This is a genomic window from Serratia sp. J2 (assembly GCF_046269175.1).
GTDB lineage: Bacteria > Pseudomonadota > Gammaproteobacteria > Enterobacterales > Enterobacteriaceae > Chania > Chania fonticola_C.
Map to the genome: position 1 here is coordinate 288398 of NZ_JBKABN010000004.1, position 19952 is coordinate 308349.

18 protein-coding genes and 1 tRNA gene are annotated in these 19952 nt (G+C 54.5%); 8 read left to right on the forward strand and 11 right to left on the reverse strand.

Translation table 11 applies throughout. The features are described 5' to 3' along the window. Positions 1–222 precede the first annotated feature (222 nt). From murJ to rimJ, 4 genes are all read right to left on the reverse strand, one after another. On the reverse strand, positions 223–1758 hold the full coding sequence (murJ, locus tag ACKWMY_RS06605; RefSeq protein WP_074028779.1) for a murein biosynthesis integral membrane protein MurJ: 1536 nt from the start codon (positions 1756–1758) through the stop codon (positions 223–225). Positions 1759–1877: 119 nt separating this feature from the next. Continuing rightward, positions 1878–2795, reverse strand: a complete 918-nt coding sequence (locus tag ACKWMY_RS06610) for a Gfo/Idh/MocA family protein (protein ID WP_261160091.1) — start codon at positions 2793–2795, stop codon at positions 1878–1880. Continuing rightward, positions 2788–3432, reverse strand: coding sequence for a YceH family protein (locus tag ACKWMY_RS06615; RefSeq protein WP_074028705.1), 645 nt, complete (start codon positions 3430–3432; stop codon positions 2788–2790). Before ACKWMY_RS06615 ends, ACKWMY_RS06610 begins: the two co-directional genes overlap by 8 nt. 10 nt (positions 3433–3442) lie before the next feature. After that, positions 3443–4027: a ribosomal protein S5-alanine N-acetyltransferase gene (gene rimJ, locus ACKWMY_RS06620; protein ID WP_021181129.1), complete on the reverse strand. Its 585-nt coding sequence runs from the start codon at positions 4025–4027 to the stop codon at positions 3443–3445. Positions 4028–4361: 334 nt separating this feature from the next. On the opposite strand from rimJ, the gene mdtH reads away from it, so the two are divergent. The 4 genes from mdtH to ACKWMY_RS06640 all read left to right on the forward strand — a co-directional run bounded on the left by mdtH (position 4362) and on the right by ACKWMY_RS06640 (position 8764). Next, on the forward strand, positions 4362–5567 hold the full coding sequence (gene mdtH / locus ACKWMY_RS06625; RefSeq protein ID WP_409486058.1) for a multidrug efflux MFS transporter MdtH: 1206 nt from the start codon (positions 4362–4364) through the stop codon (positions 5565–5567). 169 nt (positions 5568–5736) lie between these two features. After that, a complete protein-coding gene (gene grxB, locus ACKWMY_RS06630) occupies positions 5737–6384 on the forward strand; it encodes a glutaredoxin 2 (protein WP_024530480.1) in 648 nt (215 codons plus the stop codon). 31 nt (positions 6385–6415) lie between these two features. Beyond that, entirely contained in the window at positions 6416–8056 is a 1641-nt protein-coding gene (locus ACKWMY_RS06635; protein WP_409486059.1) for an ABC1 kinase family protein, read from the forward strand. A gap of 144 nt (positions 8057–8200) precedes the next feature. Further along, positions 8201–8764, forward strand: a complete 564-nt coding sequence (locus ACKWMY_RS06640) for a lipoprotein (protein ID WP_024530478.1) — start codon at positions 8201–8203, stop codon at positions 8762–8764. A 37-nt stretch (positions 8765–8801) separates the two neighbouring features. On the opposite strand, the gene ACKWMY_RS06645 is transcribed toward ACKWMY_RS06640, so the two are convergent. From ACKWMY_RS06645 to ghrA, 3 genes are all read right to left on the reverse strand, one after another. Next, positions 8802–9380 (reverse strand): molecular chaperone, encoded by a 579-nt coding sequence (locus ACKWMY_RS06645; RefSeq protein WP_024530477.1) that lies wholly within the window; start codon positions 9378–9380, stop codon positions 8802–8804. 38 nt (positions 9381–9418) lie between these two features. After that, positions 9419–10156: a phosphatase gene (locus tag ACKWMY_RS06650; RefSeq protein WP_409486060.1), complete on the reverse strand. Its 738-nt coding sequence runs from the start codon at positions 10154–10156 to the stop codon at positions 9419–9421. A 105-nt stretch (positions 10157–10261) separates the two neighbouring features. Beyond that, on the reverse strand, positions 10262–11203 hold the full coding sequence (ghrA, locus tag ACKWMY_RS06655; RefSeq protein ID WP_199063660.1) for a glyoxylate/hydroxypyruvate reductase GhrA: 942 nt from the start codon (positions 11201–11203) through the stop codon (positions 10262–10264). Positions 11204–11428: 225 nt separating this feature from the next. Between ghrA and ACKWMY_RS06660 the strand changes: the two genes are divergently transcribed. Beyond that, a tRNA-Ser gene (locus tag ACKWMY_RS06660) sits at positions 11429–11518 on the forward strand. 457 nt (positions 11519–11975) lie between these two features. Here the strand turns inward: ACKWMY_RS06660 and ACKWMY_RS06665 are convergent. The 4 genes from ACKWMY_RS06665 to lsrR all read right to left on the reverse strand — a co-directional run bounded on the left by ACKWMY_RS06665 (position 11976) and on the right by lsrR (position 16090). After that, on the reverse strand, positions 11976–12986 hold the full coding sequence (locus tag ACKWMY_RS06665) for an AI-2E family transporter (protein ID WP_024528863.1): 1011 nt from the start codon (positions 12984–12986) through the stop codon (positions 11976–11978). 131 nt (positions 12987–13117) lie between these two features. Then, positions 13118–13468 (reverse strand): cupin domain-containing protein, encoded by a 351-nt coding sequence (locus ACKWMY_RS06670; protein WP_074028683.1) that lies wholly within the window; start codon positions 13466–13468, stop codon positions 13118–13120. Positions 13469–13479: 11 nt separating this feature from the next. Continuing rightward, positions 13480–15072: an autoinducer-2 kinase gene (gene lsrK, locus ACKWMY_RS06675; RefSeq protein WP_024528861.1), complete on the reverse strand. Its 1593-nt coding sequence runs from the start codon at positions 15070–15072 to the stop codon at positions 13480–13482. Between the two features lie 52 nt (positions 15073–15124). After that, positions 15125–16090 (reverse strand): transcriptional regulator LsrR, encoded by a 966-nt coding sequence (gene lsrR / locus ACKWMY_RS06680; protein WP_161629484.1) that lies wholly within the window; start codon positions 16088–16090, stop codon positions 15125–15127. 249 nt (positions 16091–16339) lie between these two features. Between lsrR and lsrA the strand changes: the two genes are divergently transcribed. Genes lsrA through lsrD form a run of 3 tightly spaced genes read left to right on the forward strand, consistent with a single transcriptional unit; the run spans position 16340 to position 19949 of the window. After that, complete coding sequence (gene lsrA, locus ACKWMY_RS06685; protein WP_409486061.1) at positions 16340–17908, forward strand: autoinducer 2 ABC transporter ATP-binding protein LsrA; 1569 nt, start codon at positions 16340–16342, stop codon at positions 17906–17908. Continuing rightward, positions 17902–18951 (forward strand): autoinducer 2 ABC transporter permease LsrC, encoded by a 1050-nt coding sequence (gene lsrC / locus ACKWMY_RS06690; RefSeq protein WP_261160784.1) that lies wholly within the window; start codon positions 17902–17904, stop codon positions 18949–18951. The genes lsrA and lsrC overlap by 7 nt, the downstream gene beginning before the upstream one ends. Then, the gene (lsrD, locus tag ACKWMY_RS06695; RefSeq protein ID WP_143182195.1) at positions 18948–19949 is read left to right on the forward strand and encodes an autoinducer 2 ABC transporter permease LsrD; all 1002 of its coding nucleotides are present in this window, start codon (positions 18948–18950) and stop codon (positions 19947–19949) included. Before lsrC ends, lsrD begins: the two co-directional genes overlap by 4 nt. Positions 19950–19952 lie beyond the last annotated feature (3 nt).

Here is a 19952-nt window from a genome sequence, read left to right on the forward strand (position 1 = left end):
GAGCTTCTTTATCGTCTTTATATGTGGCTGAACGAGGTTCAGGAGGAGCAGAAGGCTTCTATAGACGGGAAGCCAGGTCAACTGATGTGGTTATGGAAAAATATTGCGATCGCGACCTGCGGTCGCTAAAAAAGAAGAACCCCACCTGAAAAAGTGGGGTTAGTCAGCAGTCTGAGGTCGCATTAGCGACCTTTTTGTTATCTAGTGATTAGCGGTTGGAAGTCAATCTACCCGCCGAGCAAAGTCTCTAGGGCGGAAACCAAGGATCCCCAACACCGCGAAGTAGGCCACAATCCCCGCAGCCACCACGACCGACAGACGCAGTAAACGAGCCAGCATATTGCCCTGATCCCATTCTGGCATCAGCCACATCACGCCAAGCAGTACCGCCGCCATCACCAGCACGGCAACCACCAGCTTGAACAGGAACATCGCCCAGCCGGGTTGCGGTTGGAAAATATCCTGCTTGCGCAGTTGCCAATACAGCAGAGAAGCATTCAGACAGGCTCCCAGACCAATCGATAACGAAAGCCCGGCATGCTTCAGTGGACCAATAAATATCAGGTTCATCACCTGAGTCAGGATCAGCGTAATGATGGCAATCTTGACCGGCGTTTTGATGTCCTGGCGCGAGTAGAAACCCGGTGCCAACACTTTCACCACGATCAGGCCCATCAAACCAACCGAATAGGCCACCAGCGCACGCTGGGTCATCGCCGCATCAAAGGCGGAGAACTTGCCGTACTGGAACAGCGAGACGGTTAGCGGCTTGGCCAGGATGCCTAACGCAATGGCACTCGGCAAAGCCAGCACAAAGCACAGACGCAGGCCCCAATCCATCAGGCGGTTATATTGGTCATGGTTACCGCTGGAGAAGCTCTTCGCCAAGGACGGTAGCAGGATGGTTCCCAATGCCACACCCAATACCCCAGACGGGAATTCCATCAGGCGGTCGGCATAATACATCCACGAAACCGAGCCGGAGACCAGGAACGAAGCGAAGATGGTGTTGATGATCAGCGAGATCTGGCTGACCGAAACCCCCAGTATCGCTGGCCCCATCTGGCGCATCACCCGCCATACGCCTGCGTCATTCAGCTTCAGGCGCGGCAATACCAGCATCCCAATTTTCTTGAGATGTGGCAATTGATAACCCAGTTGCAGCACGCCCCCAACAACCACCGCCCAGGCCAAAGCCAGCACCGGCGGATTGAAGTACGGTGCGGCAAACAGCGCAAAGCCGATCATGCTGACGTTCAACAGCGTTGGCGCAAAGGCCGGAATGGAGAAACGGTTCCAGGTGTTAAGGATCGCCCCCACCAGCGAGGCCAGCGAAATCAACAGGATATATGGGAAGGTGATACGTAACAGTGACGAGGTCAGGGCAAACTTATCCGGCGTATCGGCAAACCCCGGCGCCGTAATAAAAATCACCCAAGGCGCGGCCAGCATGCCAAGTACGGTCACTACCGCCAGTACCAGCGTCAACAGGCCGGAAACGTAGGCGACAAAGGTGCGCGTCGCCTCTTCCCCCTGCTGGCTTTTGTATTCCGCCAGGATCGGCACAAACGCCTGGGAGAAAGCCCCCTCAGCAAAGATGCGCCGTAAAAGGTTTGGCAGTTTGAACGCCACAAAGAAAGCATCCGTAGCCATCCCTGCCCCAAAAACGCGTGCCACAATGGCATCACGCGCAAAGCCCAGCACCCGTGAAAACATGGTCATCGAGCTAACGGCTGCCAGTGATTTAAGTAGATTCATGTGGTTATTCTGATGAGTACGACGGGTAAATATCAACGCCTGCATCGGCAGGCGTCAGTTGAGTGGCGTTAGTCTACGGCTCCGCGCCGCTAATAGCTACCGCCATATGTTACATAGGGTTAACTGGCATCACGCAGCATTTTCTCGATCAATCGCTGGGCGTAAATGGCCTGTTCTCCGGCGGTTTCCGGCACGGTCTGGTTGCTGATGGACTGAATAAAATGGTGCACCGCACCGGCAAAACCGCGTTGTTCCAGCGTGGTTTGCCAGCCTGGGGCTGGTTTCTCGAGCACGCCTTGCGGGTCTTCCCGCAGCCATTGGCGCATATCGTTCAGCTGATAGACCGCACCGTTGGTAACCGCCTGCACGCTCTCCCGCTGGCTGCCAGCACGCCGGTGCATACTGGTCGTAACGATAGTGTCACCGCAGGCAAAGTGGTGTTCCGCGTAAAGCATCTCGCCCGCTTCGTTAGCGCGTAACTGGCCACTCTGCAAGCTGGCGCTCCCGCCACCCAACCACAGCGCGGTATCCACCACGTGCAGATAATCATCCAGCAGGGTAAAACGCAGATCCTTTGGCCCTACGCTATCGGCGCGGTGTTTATCCATACGGATCGAGGCCGGTAGCTGCATTTGTTGTTTCAGCTGGCGATACAACGGCGCAAAACGGCGGTTGAAGCCCACCATCAGTGCCACCCCCTGCTTTGCGGCCAGCTCGATCAGTTGCTCCCCCTGCTCCAACGTTTCCGCCAGCGGTTTATCCACATAGACGTGTACGCCCTGCGCCAACAGTTCTCCCACTACCTGAAAATGGCTAGCCGTGCTGCTGTGCACGAACACCGCATCACACTGTTGTGCCAGGCTATCAAGACGAGAGAAATAAGGCATACGATAGCTATCGCATACCGGCTGGGCTTTTTGCTGATTCGGTGAAAAGCCGCCTATAAGCTGCCAGTCCACCGCCTGAGAAAGAATTGGCAGATAAGCCTTTTGCGCGATACCGCCTAAACCCACGACTCCGATACGAAGTTTACTCATGTGAACCCCGCGCCAACAGCAGCTGCACCTGTTGTTTCAATTCAGCGACTTCGGCCTCCAGACGCACCACGCGTTCAGTCAATTCACCCGCATTGGCCTCCTCGGCTTCAGCCGGAGCCGCATCAATCTGGCCGCTGAACAGGTGCATAAAGCGGCTCTCACGCTTGCCTGGCTCACGCGGTAAACGCACCACGAACGGCCCATCCTCACGAGTTGTCAACTGTTGCAACACTTCTTCTACTTCGCTGACGTCGCTGAATTCATGCATCCGGTTGGTACGGGTACGCAGTTCACCCGGCGTCTGTGCGCCACGTAATAGCAAGGTCGCAATCACCGCCACTTCGGCCGGTGACAGTTTCAGTTGGCCGAACTCGGAGTTGCAAAAACGCTGCTCATACTTGACTACCCGATTACCAAAACCACTTAAGGTGCGCAGGAAGTGCCTTCTTAACAGCAAATCAAGCTGCTGTTGAACTTCGCTTTCCGACAGGTCCATCACCGGCTCGCGGTTGGTTTTTTGATTACAGGCCAGCGTAATAGCATTGAGGGAAAGGGGATATTGGTCAGGCGTGGTCACCTGCTTTTCCATCATGCAACCGATCACTCGGGCTTCTTTGGCATTTAATTCATATTTCATTGTTACGGCCTCAGCGTGGCGGTTGCCACTCTTTATTGGTCAATGCGGTCAGCACATGATCCTGCCACTGTCCGTCGATCAGCAGGTAATCCTTGGCATAGCCTTCGCGTTCAAAGCCGAGCCGGGTCAGCAACGCACCGCTGCGTTGGTTATGCGGCATATAGTTGGCCATAATGCGATGCATCCGCTGTTGACGCTGCATATAGCGGATGGCCGTTTGCAACGCTTCGTACATCAGCCCCTGCCCTTGCCACTTTTCACCCAGGGAATATCCCAGGAAGCAGGCATGGAACGAGCCGCGCAGCACATTGCTGAAATTGGCGACGCCGCACACATGGAGTTCTTCCGGATCGAGCAGGATAAAATAGTAGGCACTGCCCTGCTTTTGCATTTCCGTGATCATACCCAGGCGGGCTTGCCAGCCAGAGGGGTAACAGTGACTATCATCGCGCACCGGCTCCCAGGGCTTCAGGAACGCCCGGTTTTCGGCATAGTATTCGGCCAGGCGGTAGGCATCGCGTTCGTGAACTAAACGGACAACCAGCCGGTCGGTGGTAAGGCGTATTTTCGGTGATGCAGAGCGATAGCCAAACATCATTTCCCCCGCGGTCAGAACGGTTCGATAAGAAGTATTGATTGGGTCAACATCTACAGGGTCAGGCATTATCTCACATGACTCATGGCAGACTGTCGGCGTAAAACCGCGTATTCCCCCGGTAATATAACCGTAGCCCGCCCAGCAGGTAAGCCCCTGAGCGCTCAGTAAATAGCCAGTTAGCTGTTTTGCCCATTTTTAAGTGTAGTTTTGCCACTCAGGTAACGTATTGACGATTAAAAAATATTATCTATCACCCCCCTATCAGACATTACGTATTGGGTAGAGAATAACCGGGTAGTCTTTCTCTCCTTTTAACTGCTCGTGGTGAAGCATGTCTCTGGTATCGCAAGCTCGGAGCTTGGGTAAGTATTTTTTATTGTTTGATAACCTGTTGGTGGTTTTAGGCTTTTTCGTCGTCTTCCCACTTATTTCTATTCGCTTTGTCGATCAACTTGGCTGGGCGGCCGTGGTCGTGGGGCTGGCACTGGGATTACGCCAGCTCATTCAGCAGGGATTGGGGATCTTTGGTGGAGCGATTGCCGACCGTTTTGGCGCCAAACCGATGATCGTCACCGGCATGTTGCTGCGTGCGGCAGGCTTTGCCACCATGGCGATGGCCGATCAACCTTGGATACTGTGGTTTTCCTGCGCGCTGTCGGCCATTGGCGGCACCCTGTTCGATCCGCCCCGTACCGCGCTGGTGATAAAACTGACCCGTCCACATGAACGCAGCCGTTTTTATTCGCTGCTGATGATGCAAGACAGCGCCGGTGCCGTTATCGGTGCGTTAATCGGCAGCTGGCTGCTGCAGTACGACTTCCATTTCGTCTGCTGGGTGGGCGCGAGTATTTTTGTGCTGGCCGCAGGTTGGAACGCCTGGCTGTTACCCAATTACCGGATCTCTACCATTCGGGCACCGATGAAAGAAGGCATGATGCGCGTACTGCGCGATCGCCGCTTCCTGACCTATGTGTTGACGTTGACCGGCTATTACATGTTATCGGTGCAGGTGATGTTGATGCTGCCAATCGTGGTCAACGAGATCGCCGGTTCGCCGTCGGCGGTCAAATGGATGTACGCCATCGAAGCTGCGCTATCGCTCTCATTGCTATACCCACTGGCCCGTTGGAGCGAAAAGCACTTCCGACTGGAACAACGCTTGATGGCCGGCTTGCTGCTGATGACCCTCAGCCTGCTGCCTGTCGGCTTTGCCACCAGCCTGCAAGCGGTGTTTACTCTGATCTGCTGCTTCTACCTGGGATCGATCATCGCCGAACCGGCACGTGAGACCCTGAGCGCCTCACTGGCCGATTCACGGGCACGCGGCAGCTATATGGGTTTTAGCCGCCTGGGATTGGCACTCGGTGGCGCATTGGGTTATACCGGCGGTGGCTGGATGTATGACACCGGCAATGCGATGGGTATGCCGGAGTTGCCCTGGTTCCTGCTGGGGCTGGTAGGCTTTATCACGCTGTTTGCCTTGTACTGGCAATTTAATCCGCGTACCACAGCCCCCGCGATCCTCCGTGGTGGCTGATTTTTGCCCGGAAGCATCCCTTGCGCCCAGTCTCTGGCGACCAAACCTGCCAAAGTTGCTATCCTGATAGTACAAAAAACGGCGCAGAAAGGCTTATGATGGCGCATCATCCCACGACAACCTGCGCAGCGGCCCAGACTGGCTGCCAACCCCGACAACAGGAGCATGCATGAAACTGTTTATTTACGATCACTGCCCATTCTGCGTAAAGGCCCGCATGATTTTCGGCCTCAAGGATTTGCCGGTACGTTTAGTGACCCTGTTAAGCGATGACGAAATCACCCCCATCAGTATGATCGGCAAGAAAATGGCGCCAATCCTGCAAAAAGACGACGGTAGCTATCTACCCGAAAGCATGGATATCGTGCATTACGTCGATAACCTGGACGGCAAACCGCTACTGACGGGGAAAACCAATCCAGCCATCACCGCGTGGTTGCAACACACTGCCACCTACGTCAACAAACTGCTGTTACCGCGCTTTGCCAATGCCGATTTCGAAGAGTTCGCCACTGACAACGCACGCCGCTATTTCAGCGACAAAAAACAGGCGGCCAGCGGTGATTTTGCCGTGTTACTGGCCGACAGCGCCGATCTGATCGCCCAGTTGGAACAGGATCTGGCCACGCTTTCCCCGCTGATCCAGTCATCGGAAGCGGTCAACGGCACTCTCAGTGAAGATGATATCCATCTGTTCCCGCTGTTACGCTCGCTATCGATCGTGGCCGGTGTCGCCCTGCCGGACAACGTGGAGGCTTACCGCAACCGCATGGCGCAGCGCGTTGATATTCCGTTGCTGTTCGATATGGAGCAATGATCCACAACGGCGATAAGGGAGTCACGCGCAGATGCTAAAAATGTTTTTTGTCACCGCTCGTGACCGCGCCAGGCTGCAAGAAATCTCATCCGTACTGATCCGCTACGGTTTGCAGGATGTCATCAGGCTGCTGGGGTTAGGCAAAATGCTTGGCGGCCTGAGCAGCGGCGGCGTGGAGGCCGATAATCAGACATTGCCAGAACGCCTGCGCGCGGCCCTGGAAGCCCTGGGGCCAACCTTCGTTAAATTCGGCCAGATCCTGGCCACCCGCACCGACCTGCTGGAGCAGCGCTGGACCGACGAGTTGGAGCGCCTGCATAGCCAGGCGACAACCCTACCTTGGGAAAAGCTGGCCGCGCAGATCACCGCCGATCTGGGCGGTGACCCTCAGCAGGTATTTGCCCAATTCGATCCGATCCCGCTAGCCGCTGCCTCTATGGCACAAATCTACCGCGCCCGCCTGCACAGTGGCGAGCAGGTGGTGGTGAAAGTGTTGCGCCCTGGATTAGCCAAAACCATTCATGCCGATCTACGCCTGTTGGCCTATCTGGCCGAAACCGTGGAACAACAAAGCCCGGCGCTCGCGCGTTATCGCCCACACCAGATGGTGCAAACGCTGGCCACCGCGCTCAATCACGAGCTGGATCTGACGCATGAAGGTAATAATTGCGATCGGGTTGCGGAAAACTTTGCCAAACAGCCCGAAGTGGTGATCCCGAAAATTTATTGGCAGCACTCGTCAAAACGCTTGCTGGTACAACAATATCTGCCCGGCATCGCCCCCGAAAATCCGCAGCAATTAGCCGCTGCCGGATTCGACGGCCCGTTGCTGGCACAGCGTGGTGCGCAGGCCTTTATGGCCATGGTGCTGGAGCATCGGCTGTATCACGCCGATCCTCATCCCGGTAACGTGATGGCTTTGGGCGACAACCACGTAGGGTTTATCGATTTTGGCATGGTTGGCCAACTGTCGGAACGGCGGCGTAACCAGCTTCTGCTGTTGCTACAGGCCATTGCGGAGCGCCAGAGCGACGGCATCGTCAATACGCTGATCGCCTGGTCTGACAGCCAGGAACTGGATCTGACCGATCTGGAACAGGCTGCGCAAAACTTTCTCGATAAGCAGGCTTCGAGCACTCTGACGCTAGGCAAGGCACTCACCGACCTGTTAGTGATGGCCCGTGAGCATCAACTGCCATTGCCACCCGATCTGGTGCTGTTATTCAAGGCGCTGATCACCGCAGATGGCGTGTTACACCGCCTGGATCCCGCCTTTGATATTGTTGCCACCCTGAAACCGATGCTGCGCCAGGTGATGCTCCAGCGCTATACACCCGAAGCGCTGCGCCGTCGTGCTTTATTGCTGGGTGGTGAGGCGCTGGATGCCGGAGAGGAACTGCCGCAGGCCATTCGCTTGCTGATGCGCCGGTTAAAGCAAGGCAAGATCGATGCTGAAATCAACGTCAAGAACCTTAACCAACTGAGCAAAGCTCTGGAACGCGCAGCGGTCACGCTGGCCATTGCTATCGTCACGGCGGCATTCGCACTGGGCCTGGCTCCTTATCTCATGCGCTCCACCAGCCAGCTTTGGGGCATTCCTCTGTTCCCCGCGCTCGGCGGGCTAACCTGTCTGGGAGGCGTGGTGCTGTTGGTATGGCGGCTGCGGCGATAGGTAATTTCAGCCTTATCCGACTAGGTAAAAAACCCTTTGCGCCGTGTCATCTGTTATCCTGCAAGCTGAAATTTTTCTTTGCTGGCAGTCGCCTTTGGTTTGCAACAGTCAAAGTCTGCCACATTTTTGTTTTACGAGGTTTGAATGAAGAAGATCCTGATGGGCGTGGCCGCCCTGGTCGTTGCCGGTACGCTTATCGGCTGTAACCAGCTTACCCAATACAGCGTCAGCGAGCAGGAAGTGAATAATTACCTGCAAAAACATAACGACTACCAAAAGCAGATCGGCGTTCCGGGGTTGGTTGATGCCAATATCGTGCTAACCCAGTTGCAGAGCCAGATTGGTCGTACAGAACCTAATAAGGTAACGCTTTCCGGCAATGCCAAGGTCAACATCACCTCGATCCTCGGCCCACAGGCCGCCGATTTGCAGCTAACGTTGAAGGCGCAACCGGTCTACGACCGCGAAAAGGGAGCGATCTTCCTCAAGGACATGGAGTTGGTCGATTACCAGGTGCAGCCGGAGAAGATGGATACGGTGATGAAAGCTCTATCGCCTTACCTGAATCAGTCGTTGAAATCGTATTTCGATCAGAAACCAGTATATGTTCTCGACGCGGATAAGAGCAAAACGGAAGCCATGGCACTCAAGCTGGCTAAAGGGTTGGAAGTGAAGCCCGGTCAGTTGGTGATCCCGTTCACCGATTAATTCTTTTGGGCGCAGTCTAGGCTGCGCCCTCTCACATTTACTCTTCTTCGTCCTTCCCTTCTTCATCCTGCTCATACTCTGCTAGCTCATCACACATGGCGGCGATGGCATGGCGAGCGATCTCTGCCAGAGTACGGTAAAAACCGCTGGTTGCGTGTGCTTCAACCTTCCCCAGGAAGCGGCCACACCAAGGCAGCAAGAACTCGTTAAACAGCGTGATTTGTGCCTGGACTTCATCTTCCTGCGACTGATCCTCCAACCAGGAGGCGGCCAGCAGCAGCGAACCGAAATGATCGGCTGGCGCTTCGCCTAATGGCATCCCACGCTGTTGGAGAAATACCCGCACGTCCGCTTCGCTGGCACCTTCAACGTAGGACGAGCGCAGTGGTGAGACGCTGCACTCGCTGCCGACAAACAGGGCGTTAAAATCGGCGGCCAACTGCGGATCGGTACAATGCTGTTGCAAACGAGTCAGCAGTTCGTCCTGCTCGAGCGGCCAGTGCTGTTGCAGTTTACCCTCTTTGATCAAGGTAAACAGCGGCTCCAATAACGGATCCTGCGGCTGGCGGTAAAACAGCGTACCTAACACCCGGCAGACAACGGAAAACTCATTCATGATAACACCTTATAAAACTAAAATTTGCCGTGACGATGTCACAGATCGGCTAATTCCGCAATTGCCGGTCTGCCACGCTGCTCAAGAAAGTTCAGGATCCGGCGCGGTGACACATTTAAAATGCGCTCCTGCGGGAAATTCACTTCCTCAATGATACGCTCGCAATGTTCAAAACCACCGAGAGCAAAAGCCACGTGCGAGTCAGAGCCTAATGCCAGCCAGCCGCCAGAGTCACGCACTGCGGCAGCTATTGCACGGCAATTTGATTCACTGCCCTTACGGGAATGAATAAACGAAGAGTTATTCAGCTCCAGCGCTACCTGATATTTGGCTGCCGCTGCGGCAATCGCCGGGATATCGACCGGATATTTGGGGTTGCCCGGATGGCTGATGATATGGACATCACCCTGAGCCATGGCGGCAATCATCGCCTCGGTGTTGGCGGCCCGATCCTGAGGTGCAAATACCGGCTCATGGAACCCGGCAATGATCAGATCGATTTCGTTGAGCATGGGACCGGTGCAGTCAATATCACCGGCCAGGTTTTTGATATTGGCCTCAATGCCGCGCAAAATGCCAATGCCATCCACCAGGCGTGGCCACACACGCATGTTCATAAAGTGCCAGTAGTGTGGCGCATCGGCCATATCCGGCCCGTGGTCGGTAATGGCGAACAGTTTTATACCTTTGTGTTTCGCTTCGGCGATATAGTCGTGCAGGGTGCTATAGGCATGGGTACTGGCTACGGTATGCATATGTAAATCAACGGGGTACATTCTTTCTCCTTCTTAGGCGCTCGCCAGAGTCAGCGGATGGCGGCCAATCCTTGTTCATGATAGCAGTTAACGCGGCTATCGACATGTTAGCGGGTTGTGAAAGCATCAATAGCCACGCTGAATATCAACCAGGCCTGAAGGCTGTTCACCCGCCTCGAGCCGCAGGAGATTGGCGCTAACCTGATCTATGGCCTGTTCCGGCAAGGTAACTGCAGCAATATGCGGGGTAATAGTGACACGAGGATGACGCCAGAAAGCATGAGCGGACGGCAAAGGTTCATTGACGAATACGTCAAGCATGGCGGCCGCCAGTTGCCCTTGTGCCAACATCGCCAGCAGATCGTCTTCCACCAGATGGGCACCGCGAGCAATGTTGATCAGGTAAGCGCCCGGTACCAAACGGCTAAACAGCTGGCGGTTGAGGATACCCGCCGTTTCAGGCGTATTAGGCAACAGGTTGATCAGCAACCGCGTGCCATCAAGAAACGCCGCTAACTGAGGTTGCCCAGCAAAACTCTGTACTTGCTCAATCTGCTTGGGGCTGCGGCTCCAGCAACGGACGTTAAAACCGAACGCCACCAGCTTTTGCGCCACGCTTTTCCCCAACACCCCGGCGCCCAGGATGCCGATGGTAAAATCACTCTGTTGATGAGGCTCAAGCGGCAACCAGTTCTGCTGTTGTTGCTGCAACTGATATTCATCAAAACGACGGAAATAGCGTAACACACCGGCCAACGCGTATTCATCCATCTGCTGCGCCATACCGGTATCTTCCAGCCGGATTAGCGGCACTCCCGCCGGTAGGACTCCTGGATGCTGGCGTTCCTGCTCAAGAATGGCGTCTACTCCAGCCCCAAGAGCAAAGATACCTTTCAGATCGCGGCGGTTGGCCAGCATTTCATAAGGTGGCCGCCATACTAGCGCGTAGTCCGCCGGGCGATCGTCCCCCGGCTGCCATGCCCGGATATTCGCCTGTGGTAAGCGCTTCGCCATTCCTGCCAGCCAATCTTGCGCATCAAAAAACGGGTGATAGAAAATAATATTCACTGCCGGTTCCCTTCTTGGGTGGATTTTTAGCTATCCTTTCGCGCTTTGCCACACGATGCAAGAATAAACTGGCAGGGAGAAGGCGGAATTATCGTGCGACAAATCAGCAGATTGCTGGAAGTTTGGCTAAACGCACGCGGTTATGGCACAAGGCTATTGACGCTGGGATCAGATTCTCCTACATTAGCGCCCGTCGACAGCGTAAACCGTTGCCGATGACAAAACGGTGAGGTGTCTGAGTGGCTGAAGGAGCACGCCTGGAAAGTGTGTATACGCGTAAGTGTATCGAGGGTTCGAACCCCTCCCTCACCGCCATATTTAAAGAAGAAGTCTGAACTCACGTTCAGACTTTTTTTTTGCATATTCCCCGCACTGGGAGGGGTGAGAATCCTCGACAGGGTTCGACAAAATGGCTCGCAGCGCAGAGACATTTTGGACGGCCGACGGGCCGCCCGTGGGGTGAGCTTGCGAATCAAGCCCGACCTTACCGCCATATTTAAAGAAGAAGCCTGAACTCACGTTCAGACTGTTTTTGCATCTTCCCCGCACTGGGAGGGGTGAGAATCCTCGACAGGGTTCGACAAAATGGCTCGCAGCGCAGAGACATTTTGGACGGCCGACGGGCCGCCCGTAGGGTGAGCTTGCGAATCAAGCCCGACCTCACCGCCATATTTAAAGAAGAAGTCTGAACCCACGTTCAGACTTCTTTTTGCATATATCCCGCACTGGGAGGAGTGAGAAACCTCGACTGGTTCGAAAAAATGGCACGTCCTCAAATCAGCTTAGCTTCTCTAAGTTCACTTTTCAGGTAAGCATAATAGATAGGAGCGGCAACCACACCAGCCAGACCGAATGCCGCCTCAAAGACCAACATCGCCAGCAAGATCTCCCAAGAGTTAGCCCTGATTTTAGTGCCAACAATACGGGCATTGAGGAAATACTCAAACTTGTGGATGACGATCAGGTAGAGCAGCGCAATCAGCGCAACTCCGAGTGAAACCGACAGGCCAGAGATGAAAACAATGGTGTTGGAGATCAGATTGCCGATCACCGGCAACAAGCCAAAGATAAAGGTAAACACCACCAGCGTTTTCGCCAACGGGATATGGATCCCACATAGCGGTAGCACACCAAGGATAAAGATAGCCGAGAAGAAGGTATTGATTGCCGATATTTTAACTTGCGCAAACACAATATTGCGGAACGCCTGTGATAGCAGCGAAATCCTTTTCATCAACTCACTTTTCAGTAATGGCCGCTCCTCGCTGCTATCAATGTTATACAGTGAGACTATGGCACCGAGCACCATCCCAATCAGCATGGTCACCAGGCCATGCAGTACGCTCTTGCCCATCGTCTGTAACAAAGCGATGTGCTGTTGCAGTCGGCTCAGGATCTCGTTCTTCAGCTCTTCTACACTCAACGGCAGATAGCCCGGCAGATATTTTGCCACCTCTTGCTGGACATCCTGCAGGATGAACGCAATACGGGTGTTGATGCCAGAGATATTCTTCATATCCTGCATCAGATAGCCGACGAGACTCCCCACAATGGTGATCAACAGGCCGACCACCAAGGTACTGATCACCGCGACAACCAGCCATCTGGCCCGATGGCCGCCAATCACCTTCTGAAAATGTGGCGTAAGGATATTCACGATCTCGTAAACCAGAAAACCCGCCATAAAGCAGGTAAGAAGATGCAACGGCAACAGCAGCAGGATCCCCCCCATCACAAAGATGAAACTGATTATCCTGGCCTGTTTAACATTCATTATCTGCATTGTTACTCGCTTGTCCTTGAGAGGATAGGATTTTTAAGTACCTGTTTTAGTATTATGTTTTATTTAACATGCCAAACAGAACACGACAACTTAAATCACCTAGCTTCAAGGCGGGAGCTCAGGCTTGCTCCCTAATAGCTCTCAGGCTCTGCGGGATGGCTATCCCCTAAAATATGCGGCGATTTCACGAATACCCCTTTCCACGGTACCGAGCCAGTATTGACCAGAAAATGTGCCTCGCCCGGATCACACTGCAACACATCTCCTTCACGCAGTATGTGCATCTCGCCTTCCAGATACAGACACACCTCTCCACTGAGAGTATAAAAGACTTCGCAAACCTCCTTGTGGCGGTGATTTCTGAATGACTGGCCTGGCTGCAACACCACGACGCCCATATCGCACATCGGCCCACGGATCAGATATTTTGGGCCATTGTCGCCGAAGCGATAGTCATGCGCCATTTCATTGGTCTTGATCATGATACCCTCCTTTAAAGGCCAGGAGCCTTCCACATTGACGTCGTTAATCCGTGATCAACCAAACCAAGTTGATCCAGATACACCTCCAGCCATTTTTGACGTGCCTGTTGATAAACTTCACTGTTTTCTGGATTCGGGATATGTTCCCTATCCCAACGCACCAAGCTCTCCCCCGCATCCGCCAACGACGAATAGACCCCTACCCCCACGCCAGCCGCAATAGCACATCCCAGCGCGGTCGCTTCCTTAACCACCGGGACTCGTACGGTCAGTCCTGTGACATCGGCCAGGATCTGGCTCCAGAGCGTGCCTTTTGAACCACCGCCGGCAAACACCAGCGAATCGGCTTTGACACCTGAAAACTCGGCGATTTGTTGTAGATTACAGGCCGACACTATGGCCGCGTTCTCTTCAAGGGCGCGGAACAACGTAGCTTTATTGCACTTTTCCGGATCGATCGACAGGTTGATAAATGAGGGAGCGGCGTGATACCAGTTCTTAAAGCGCATGACATCGGAGAAGATGGGCATAACGCCATGAGCACCTGATGGGACCCGCCTGGCCATATCTTCCAGCAAGGCATAGGTATCCACGCCCAGACGTTCACCAATCAGCTTTTCCTCGGCGCAGAAGGCATCACGGAACCAGCGCATCGTCAGCCCGGTAAAGAAGCTGATGGATTCAGCCTGAACCATGCCCGGGATCACATGCGGGTTAATGCGCACATTCATATTGGGATCGGTGACAGGCTCAGGGAGGTTCACCACCTGCTGCCAGAACGTTCCCCCTAATACGGCGGTCTGCGCTGGTCTGACGATACCTAGACCCACGCATCCCAATTGAACATCACCGCCCCCGACAATCACCGGTGTACCAGCCCGCAAACCTGACAGTGCGGCAGCGTTGTCCGTCACCGCCCCCAGTGGTGTTCCCGTCTCTTTTACCGGTGAAAGAATGTCCGAACGCAGGCCCGCCATTTCCAACAGGCCTTTTCTCCAGTCTCGCGTGACCAGGTCAAGCAACCCGGTAGTCCCGGCATTTGATGGGTCAACCGCAAGTTCACCGCTGAGCATATAAGCCAGCCAGTCACTGATCATGGTGACCGCGGCGGCCTGGCGATAGATGTCAGGACGGTAGTGCGCCAACCACAGCAGCCGGGGCATGGCGCTCAGCGCCAGCGTCTGCCCTGAACAACGGTATACCTCATCTTCAAAAGTATGGTGGTGGATCTCTTTTAACTCGCTGACCTCACGCGTTGCGCGTGCATCTACGTTGGCGCAGGCCCAGATCGGCTGTCCCTCCGCATCATAGATCACAATCCCTTCACGCATTGAACACGCAGCCACGGACGCAATCGCCTCCGGCGCAATGGCCGCCATCTTTAACGCCTGATGGATGCATTGGCAGGTGAGGTGCCAGTTTTTGGCAAGATCGAATTCCATGGAGCCCGGTACATCAGGGACCGCCAAATGTTGCCATTCGGCTTGCCCTACTGAGACTTGATTGCCTTCCAAATCAAAAATTACCGCTCTGATGCTGCCGGTACCGGCATCCAGAGCCATCAGGTATTGGCCTGATGTGGCAGGAGTACAGAGTCGAGCCATGAGTTTGTCCTCGGCTGGTGTTTGAGACAGTCTGTTACATCGCTATTAACCTTTACTTTCCAATAAGCTTGAGCATTTCTGCCGCCGTGTCCTGATCGGTAACTAACGCGTTGATATAGCCGCCCTTCAATGCCGCCACGATCGCTTCGGCTTTTGGTACTCCCCCCGCAACCCCGACAACGGTAGGTATGGTGGCAAGCGCGCTCAAGCTCAGCCCTATCAATTCTTGATGAATTTGCATGTCGGGAATGATTGCGCCGCTGGCATCAAAAAAGTAACCGAGAATATCGCCAACGGCGCCTTTGCGGCCAATCATCAGTTGCTCGCCTTCGGTGATATAGCCAGCGCGTAAAATGGTGGCGGCATCTTTTTGATTCACCGCCCCGATCCCTACTACGGCGACATCGGCAGCCTGGGCTGCCAGCAGCACGTCCCTGACACTATTTTCATCCCGCAGGGTACGGGCAATATCGGCAGAGGAAGCGCGCAACGGAGCTGGGATCATGCTGACGCTGCAGGCGGCATCCAACTGACCAATCCCGGTCATATAAGGCCCTACGCCACCGGAAAGCGTGACCAGGCGAATTTGCTGCGAAGAAATGAAGCCACTCAGTCTTTTCAGGGTGCTCATGGTCGCTTCGCCAAACCCCGCCGCCAGCAACTGTTGTGTCTCCAGGGACTCCATCAGCATGTGTGCCGCACCAATCCCCAACCTCGCGCTGTCATCAGCCTCGGCCAACGCGGGCAATACGCGAATGTTTTTCAGGTCAAAGTGTTTTTTCAATGCATCTTCATACTGTAGGCAACCTTCAAAGCGGGAGTTAATCTGCACCCGAATGATCCCAGACTGATGCCCTTTCTCCAGCAAACGCGAAACTTTAAGGCGCGTCAGCCCAAGCCGGGCGCTGATCTCGCTTTGCGTCAGCCCATCGTGATAGTAAAACCAGGCGATGCGGGCCACCTGCTCCTCCTCACACATGCCATGTTCGGTTATCAATGCACTGTCATTTATCGTCATAAATCCGCTTCTCTTTGAACATTTTTAAAACTTGAACACAATTGTTCCGCTATCGCTCAACAATAGCTGTGAGTCATGCCACAAATATACACCAAATTTGAACATCGGTTTTATTAGCACACAATTATTCAAAAAACGTGATCGCAGTGATGGTTTTATCGCCAAACCATGACTAAGGTTATGAACAATTAGTTTTCTAAAAAATATTTGTTCAACTCAGTCACTCGTCTTCGAGTGAACGGAGGCAAGATGCAAACCGGTGAATACTCAGATCCACCTCTGCTCTGTGTACAAAATATCAATAAGCACTATTCCGGTGTTGAGGTGCTGAAAGGCATCGACTTTACCCTGCATGCCGGGGAGGTACATGCCCTGCTCGGCGGTAATGGCGCAGGGAAGTCCACGCTGATGAAGATCATTGCTGGCGTAGTACCACCGGACGGCGGCACTATCGAGATCAATGGCCAGCGCTGTGCCAGCCTGACCCCGGTAAAAGCGCATCAACTGGGGATCTATCTGGTGCCGCAGGAACCGCTGTTGTTCCCCAGCCTGTCGGTTAAAGAGAATATTCTGTTTGGCCTGCCTGCCAAGCGGGCTGCGGTTGAAAAAATGCAGCAGTTACTCGAACTGTTGGGATGCAAACTTGAACCCAACAGCATGGCAGGGTCGCTGGATGTGGCTGACCGCCAAATCGTTGAGATCATGCGGGGATTAATGCGTGATTCCCAGATCCTGATCCTGGATGAACCCACGGCGTCGCTGACGCCTGCCGAGACGGACCGATTATTTGCCCGCCTGCATGAACTGCTTGGCAAAGGTGTCGGTATCGTCTTTATTTCCCATAAGCTGCCGGAAATACGCCAGATTGCTGACCGCGTTAGCGTAATGCGTGACGGCAAAATCGCCCTAACGGGGAAAACCGCCTCGCTGACCACGGATGAGATTATTCAGGCAATCACCCCTGCAGCCCGTAATGTGGATCTCTCCGCCAGCCAGAAACTGTGGCTCGAGCTGCCTGGCAATCGGCCAGCCAACCCTCAGGGCAAAGCCGTATTGCAGTTGAGGGAGCTCACTGGTGAAGGCTTCCGGCAGGTAACACTCAACGTCCACGCAGGAGAAATCCTGGGTCTGGCTGGTCTGGTCGGCTCCGGGCGTACCGAGTTGGCTGAAACGCTGTATGGATTGCGCCCAGCCAGTGCGGGCAGCATCATGCTCAATGGTGAAGAGATCGCTGAACTGAGCACTCGCCAGCGGTTGCAACGTGGGCTGATCTATTTACCAGAAGACCGGCAGTCTTCCGGGCTGTACCTGGATGCATCGTTATCTTGGAACGTCTGTGCCCTGACCCACAATACCGGCGGGTTCTGGGCCCATCCACAGCGTGATAACGCCACGCTTGAACGTTATCGCCGGGCACTGAATATCAAATTCAACCACCCTGAACAACCGGCACGCACCCTGTCCGGCGGTAATCAACAAAAAATACTGATCGCCAAATGCCTGGAAGCAGCGCCACAGCTGCTGATTGTCGATGAACCGACCCGTGGCGTCGACGTCGGTGCACGCAACGATATCTATCAGCTCATTCGGAGCATTGCCCAGCAGCATGTCGCGATCCTGTTCATCTCATCCGATCTCGAAGAGATAGCCATGATGTCCGACCGCGTCTGCATCATGCATCAGGGCGAGGTGGCAAGCAGCGCACTGTGTGGCAAAGAGATTACTGTGGATACCATTATGCATATGGCCTTTGGCGAACAACACGTTGCATCTCCCTCCTCCTATCAACCTCATACCAACGGGGAGACCTCATGCTAAAGATGATACAAAACAACCGAGAGCTGACGGCATTGCTGGCCATCATCGCTCTGTTTGCGCTACTGGGGAGTATTGATAGCAGCTATTTCAGTTTTCAGACGCTGACCATGATCTTCAGCAGTTCGCAAATCCTGATGTTGCTGGCCATCGGTGCGGCGCTGGTCATGCTGACCCGTAACATTGATGTCTCGGTCGGTTCCATCACCGGGATGTGTGCGGTGCTGCTTGGGATAACGCTCAATGCCGGATACAGCTTGCCCGTTGCCTTTAGTGTCACGCTGCTACTCGGTTTGCTGGCGGGCTTTTTTAATGGGGTGCTGGTCGCCTGGTTTAAAATTCCTGCCATAGTCGCCACCCTGGGCACCCTTGGTCTATATCGAGGCATCATGCTGCTATGGACCGGAGGTAAATGGATTGAGGGGTTGCCAAGTTCACTCAAGCAACTTTCTTCACCGGTGCTGCTGGGCATCTCACCAATTGGCTGGCTAACCTTACTGCTGGTGGCGTTAATCGCCTGGTTACTGTTGAAAACCTCATTTGGCCGCAGCTTCTATGCGACCGGTGACAACCTGCAGGGTGCTCGTCAACTAGGGATCCGCACCGAGGCTATCCGCATCATCGCTTTCTCGCTTAATGGGCTAATGGCGGCGCTCGCCGGGATCGTGTTTGCTGCACAGATTGGCTTTATTCCCAACCAGACCGGCACCGGCCTGGAAATGAAGGCCATTGCCGCCTGCGTGCTGGGAGGTATCAGCCTGCTTGGTGGTTCTGGCACGGTGGTGGGGGCCATTCTGGGTGCCTATTTCCTGACGCAGATCGACAGCGTGCTGGTACTGCTGCGCATTCCTGCCTGGTGGAACGACTTTATCGCTGGCCTGGTTTTGTTGGGGGTTCTGGTATTTGATGGCCGCCTACGCTGCGCCCTGCAAAAGAATATCCGCCGCCAGAAATATGCCCGGTTTATCGATCCCCCTCCCTCGCCCCCCACATCCCCTCACACCACCCAACTCCCTACCCAGGGAAAAAAACGGGAGATCGCATGATGGCACAATGGCGACGTTTCGGCTGGGAACTGGCGCTGGCCGCCCTGCTGCTGATTGAGATCCTGGCATTCGGGGTCGTTAATCCACGCATGCTGGATATTAATGTCCTGCTGTTCAGCACCAGCGATTTTATCTGTATTGGCATTGTGGCACTGCCGTTAACCATGGTGATCGTCAGTGGCGGCATTGATATTTCATTTGGTTCCACCATTGGTCTGTGCGCCATTGCGCTAGGGGTGATGTTCCAGGCGGGTCTGCCCTTGCCGTTGGCAATAGCGATAACGCTGGCCTTGGGTGCCCTGTGCGGTTTGATCAACGCTGGATTGATCATCTACACCGGTATCAATCCTTTAGTGATCACCCTCGGCACCATGTACCTGTTTGGCGGTAGCGCCCTGCTGCTTTCGGGCATTTCTGGTGCCACCGGCTATGAAGGCATCGGCGGATTCCCGATGGCCTTTACCGATTTCGCCAACCTGACGGTGTTCGGCCTGCCAATTCCGCTGACCTTCTTTATGGTTTGTGTCCTGCTGTGCTGGCTGCTGATGCACCGGACACACGCCGGGCGCAACATTTTCCTGATTGGCCAAAGCCAGCGCGTGGCGCAATACAGTGCGATCCCGGTTAACCGAACGCTGTGCGCCCTGTATGCGATGACTGGATTTGCTTCAGCCATTGCTGCAGTGCTGCTGGTTTCCTACTTTGGCTCGGCACGTTCCGACCTCGGCACCTCCTTCCTGATGCCAGCCATCACGGCGGTAGTACTTGGCGGGGCAAATATTTACGGCGGCTCAGGTTCCATTCTCGGTACCGCCGTAGCCGTCTTGCTGGTCGGTTATCTGCAACAAGGATTACAAATGGCTGGCGTGCCTAATCAAATCTCCAGCGCACTTTCCGGGGCGCTACTGATTATTGTCGTCGTGGGCCGCTCCATCAGCCTGCATCGGCATCAAATCCGAGAGTGGCTCCAACGACAACGCAGCACACATCAGGTTTGAGCC

Excerpts from the sequence above, each read along its gene's own strand:
- murJ (WP_074028779.1), bottom strand. The coding sequence starts at position 1,758 with ATGAATCTACTTAAATCACTGGCAGCCGTTAGCTCGATGACCATGTTT.
- ACKWMY_RS06610 (WP_261160091.1), bottom strand. The coding sequence starts at position 2,795 with ATGAGTAAACTTCGTATCGGAGTCGTGGGTTTAGGCGGTATCGCGCAA.
- lsrC (WP_261160784.1), top strand. The coding sequence starts at position 17,902 with ATGCTAAAGATGATACAAAACAACCGAGAGCTGACGGCATTGCTGGCC.
- ACKWMY_RS06615 (WP_074028705.1), bottom strand. The coding sequence starts at position 3,432 with ATGAAATATGAATTAAATGCCAAAGAAGCCCGAGTGATCGGTTGCATG.
- ACKWMY_RS06670 (WP_074028683.1), bottom strand. The coding sequence starts at position 13,468 with ATGATCAAGACCAATGAAATGGCGCATGACTATCGCTTCGGCGACAAT.
- ACKWMY_RS06645 (WP_024530477.1), bottom strand. The coding sequence starts at position 9,380 with ATGAATGAGTTTTCCGTTGTCTGCCGGGTGTTAGGTACGCTGTTTTAC.
- ACKWMY_RS06665 (WP_024528863.1), bottom strand. The coding sequence starts at position 12,986 with ATGCAGATAATGAATGTTAAACAGGCCAGGATAATCAGTTTCATCTTT.
- lsrR (WP_161629484.1), bottom strand. The coding sequence starts at position 16,090 with ATGACGATAAATGACAGTGCATTGATAACCGAACATGGCATGTGTGAG.
- lsrA (WP_409486061.1), top strand. The coding sequence starts at position 16,340 with ATGCAAACCGGTGAATACTCAGATCCACCTCTGCTCTGTGTACAAAAT.
- mdtH (WP_409486058.1), top strand. The coding sequence starts at position 4,362 with ATGTCTCTGGTATCGCAAGCTCGGAGCTTGGGTAAGTATTTTTTATTG.
- lsrK (WP_024528861.1), bottom strand. The coding sequence starts at position 15,072 with ATGGCTCGACTCTGTACTCCTGCCACATCAGGCCAATACCTGATGGCT.
- rimJ (WP_021181129.1), bottom strand. The coding sequence starts at position 4,027 with ATGTTTGGCTATCGCTCTGCATCACCGAAAATACGCCTTACCACCGAC.
- grxB (WP_024530480.1), top strand. The coding sequence starts at position 5,737 with ATGAAACTGTTTATTTACGATCACTGCCCATTCTGCGTAAAGGCCCGC.
- ACKWMY_RS06650 (WP_409486060.1), bottom strand. The coding sequence starts at position 10,156 with ATGTACCCCGTTGATTTACATATGCATACCGTAGCCAGTACCCATGCC.
- ACKWMY_RS06635 (WP_409486059.1), top strand. The coding sequence starts at position 6,416 with ATGCTAAAAATGTTTTTTGTCACCGCTCGTGACCGCGCCAGGCTGCAA.
- ACKWMY_RS06640 (WP_024530478.1), top strand. The coding sequence starts at position 8,201 with ATGAAGAAGATCCTGATGGGCGTGGCCGCCCTGGTCGTTGCCGGTACG.
- lsrD (WP_143182195.1), top strand. The coding sequence starts at position 18,948 with ATGATGGCACAATGGCGACGTTTCGGCTGGGAACTGGCGCTGGCCGCC.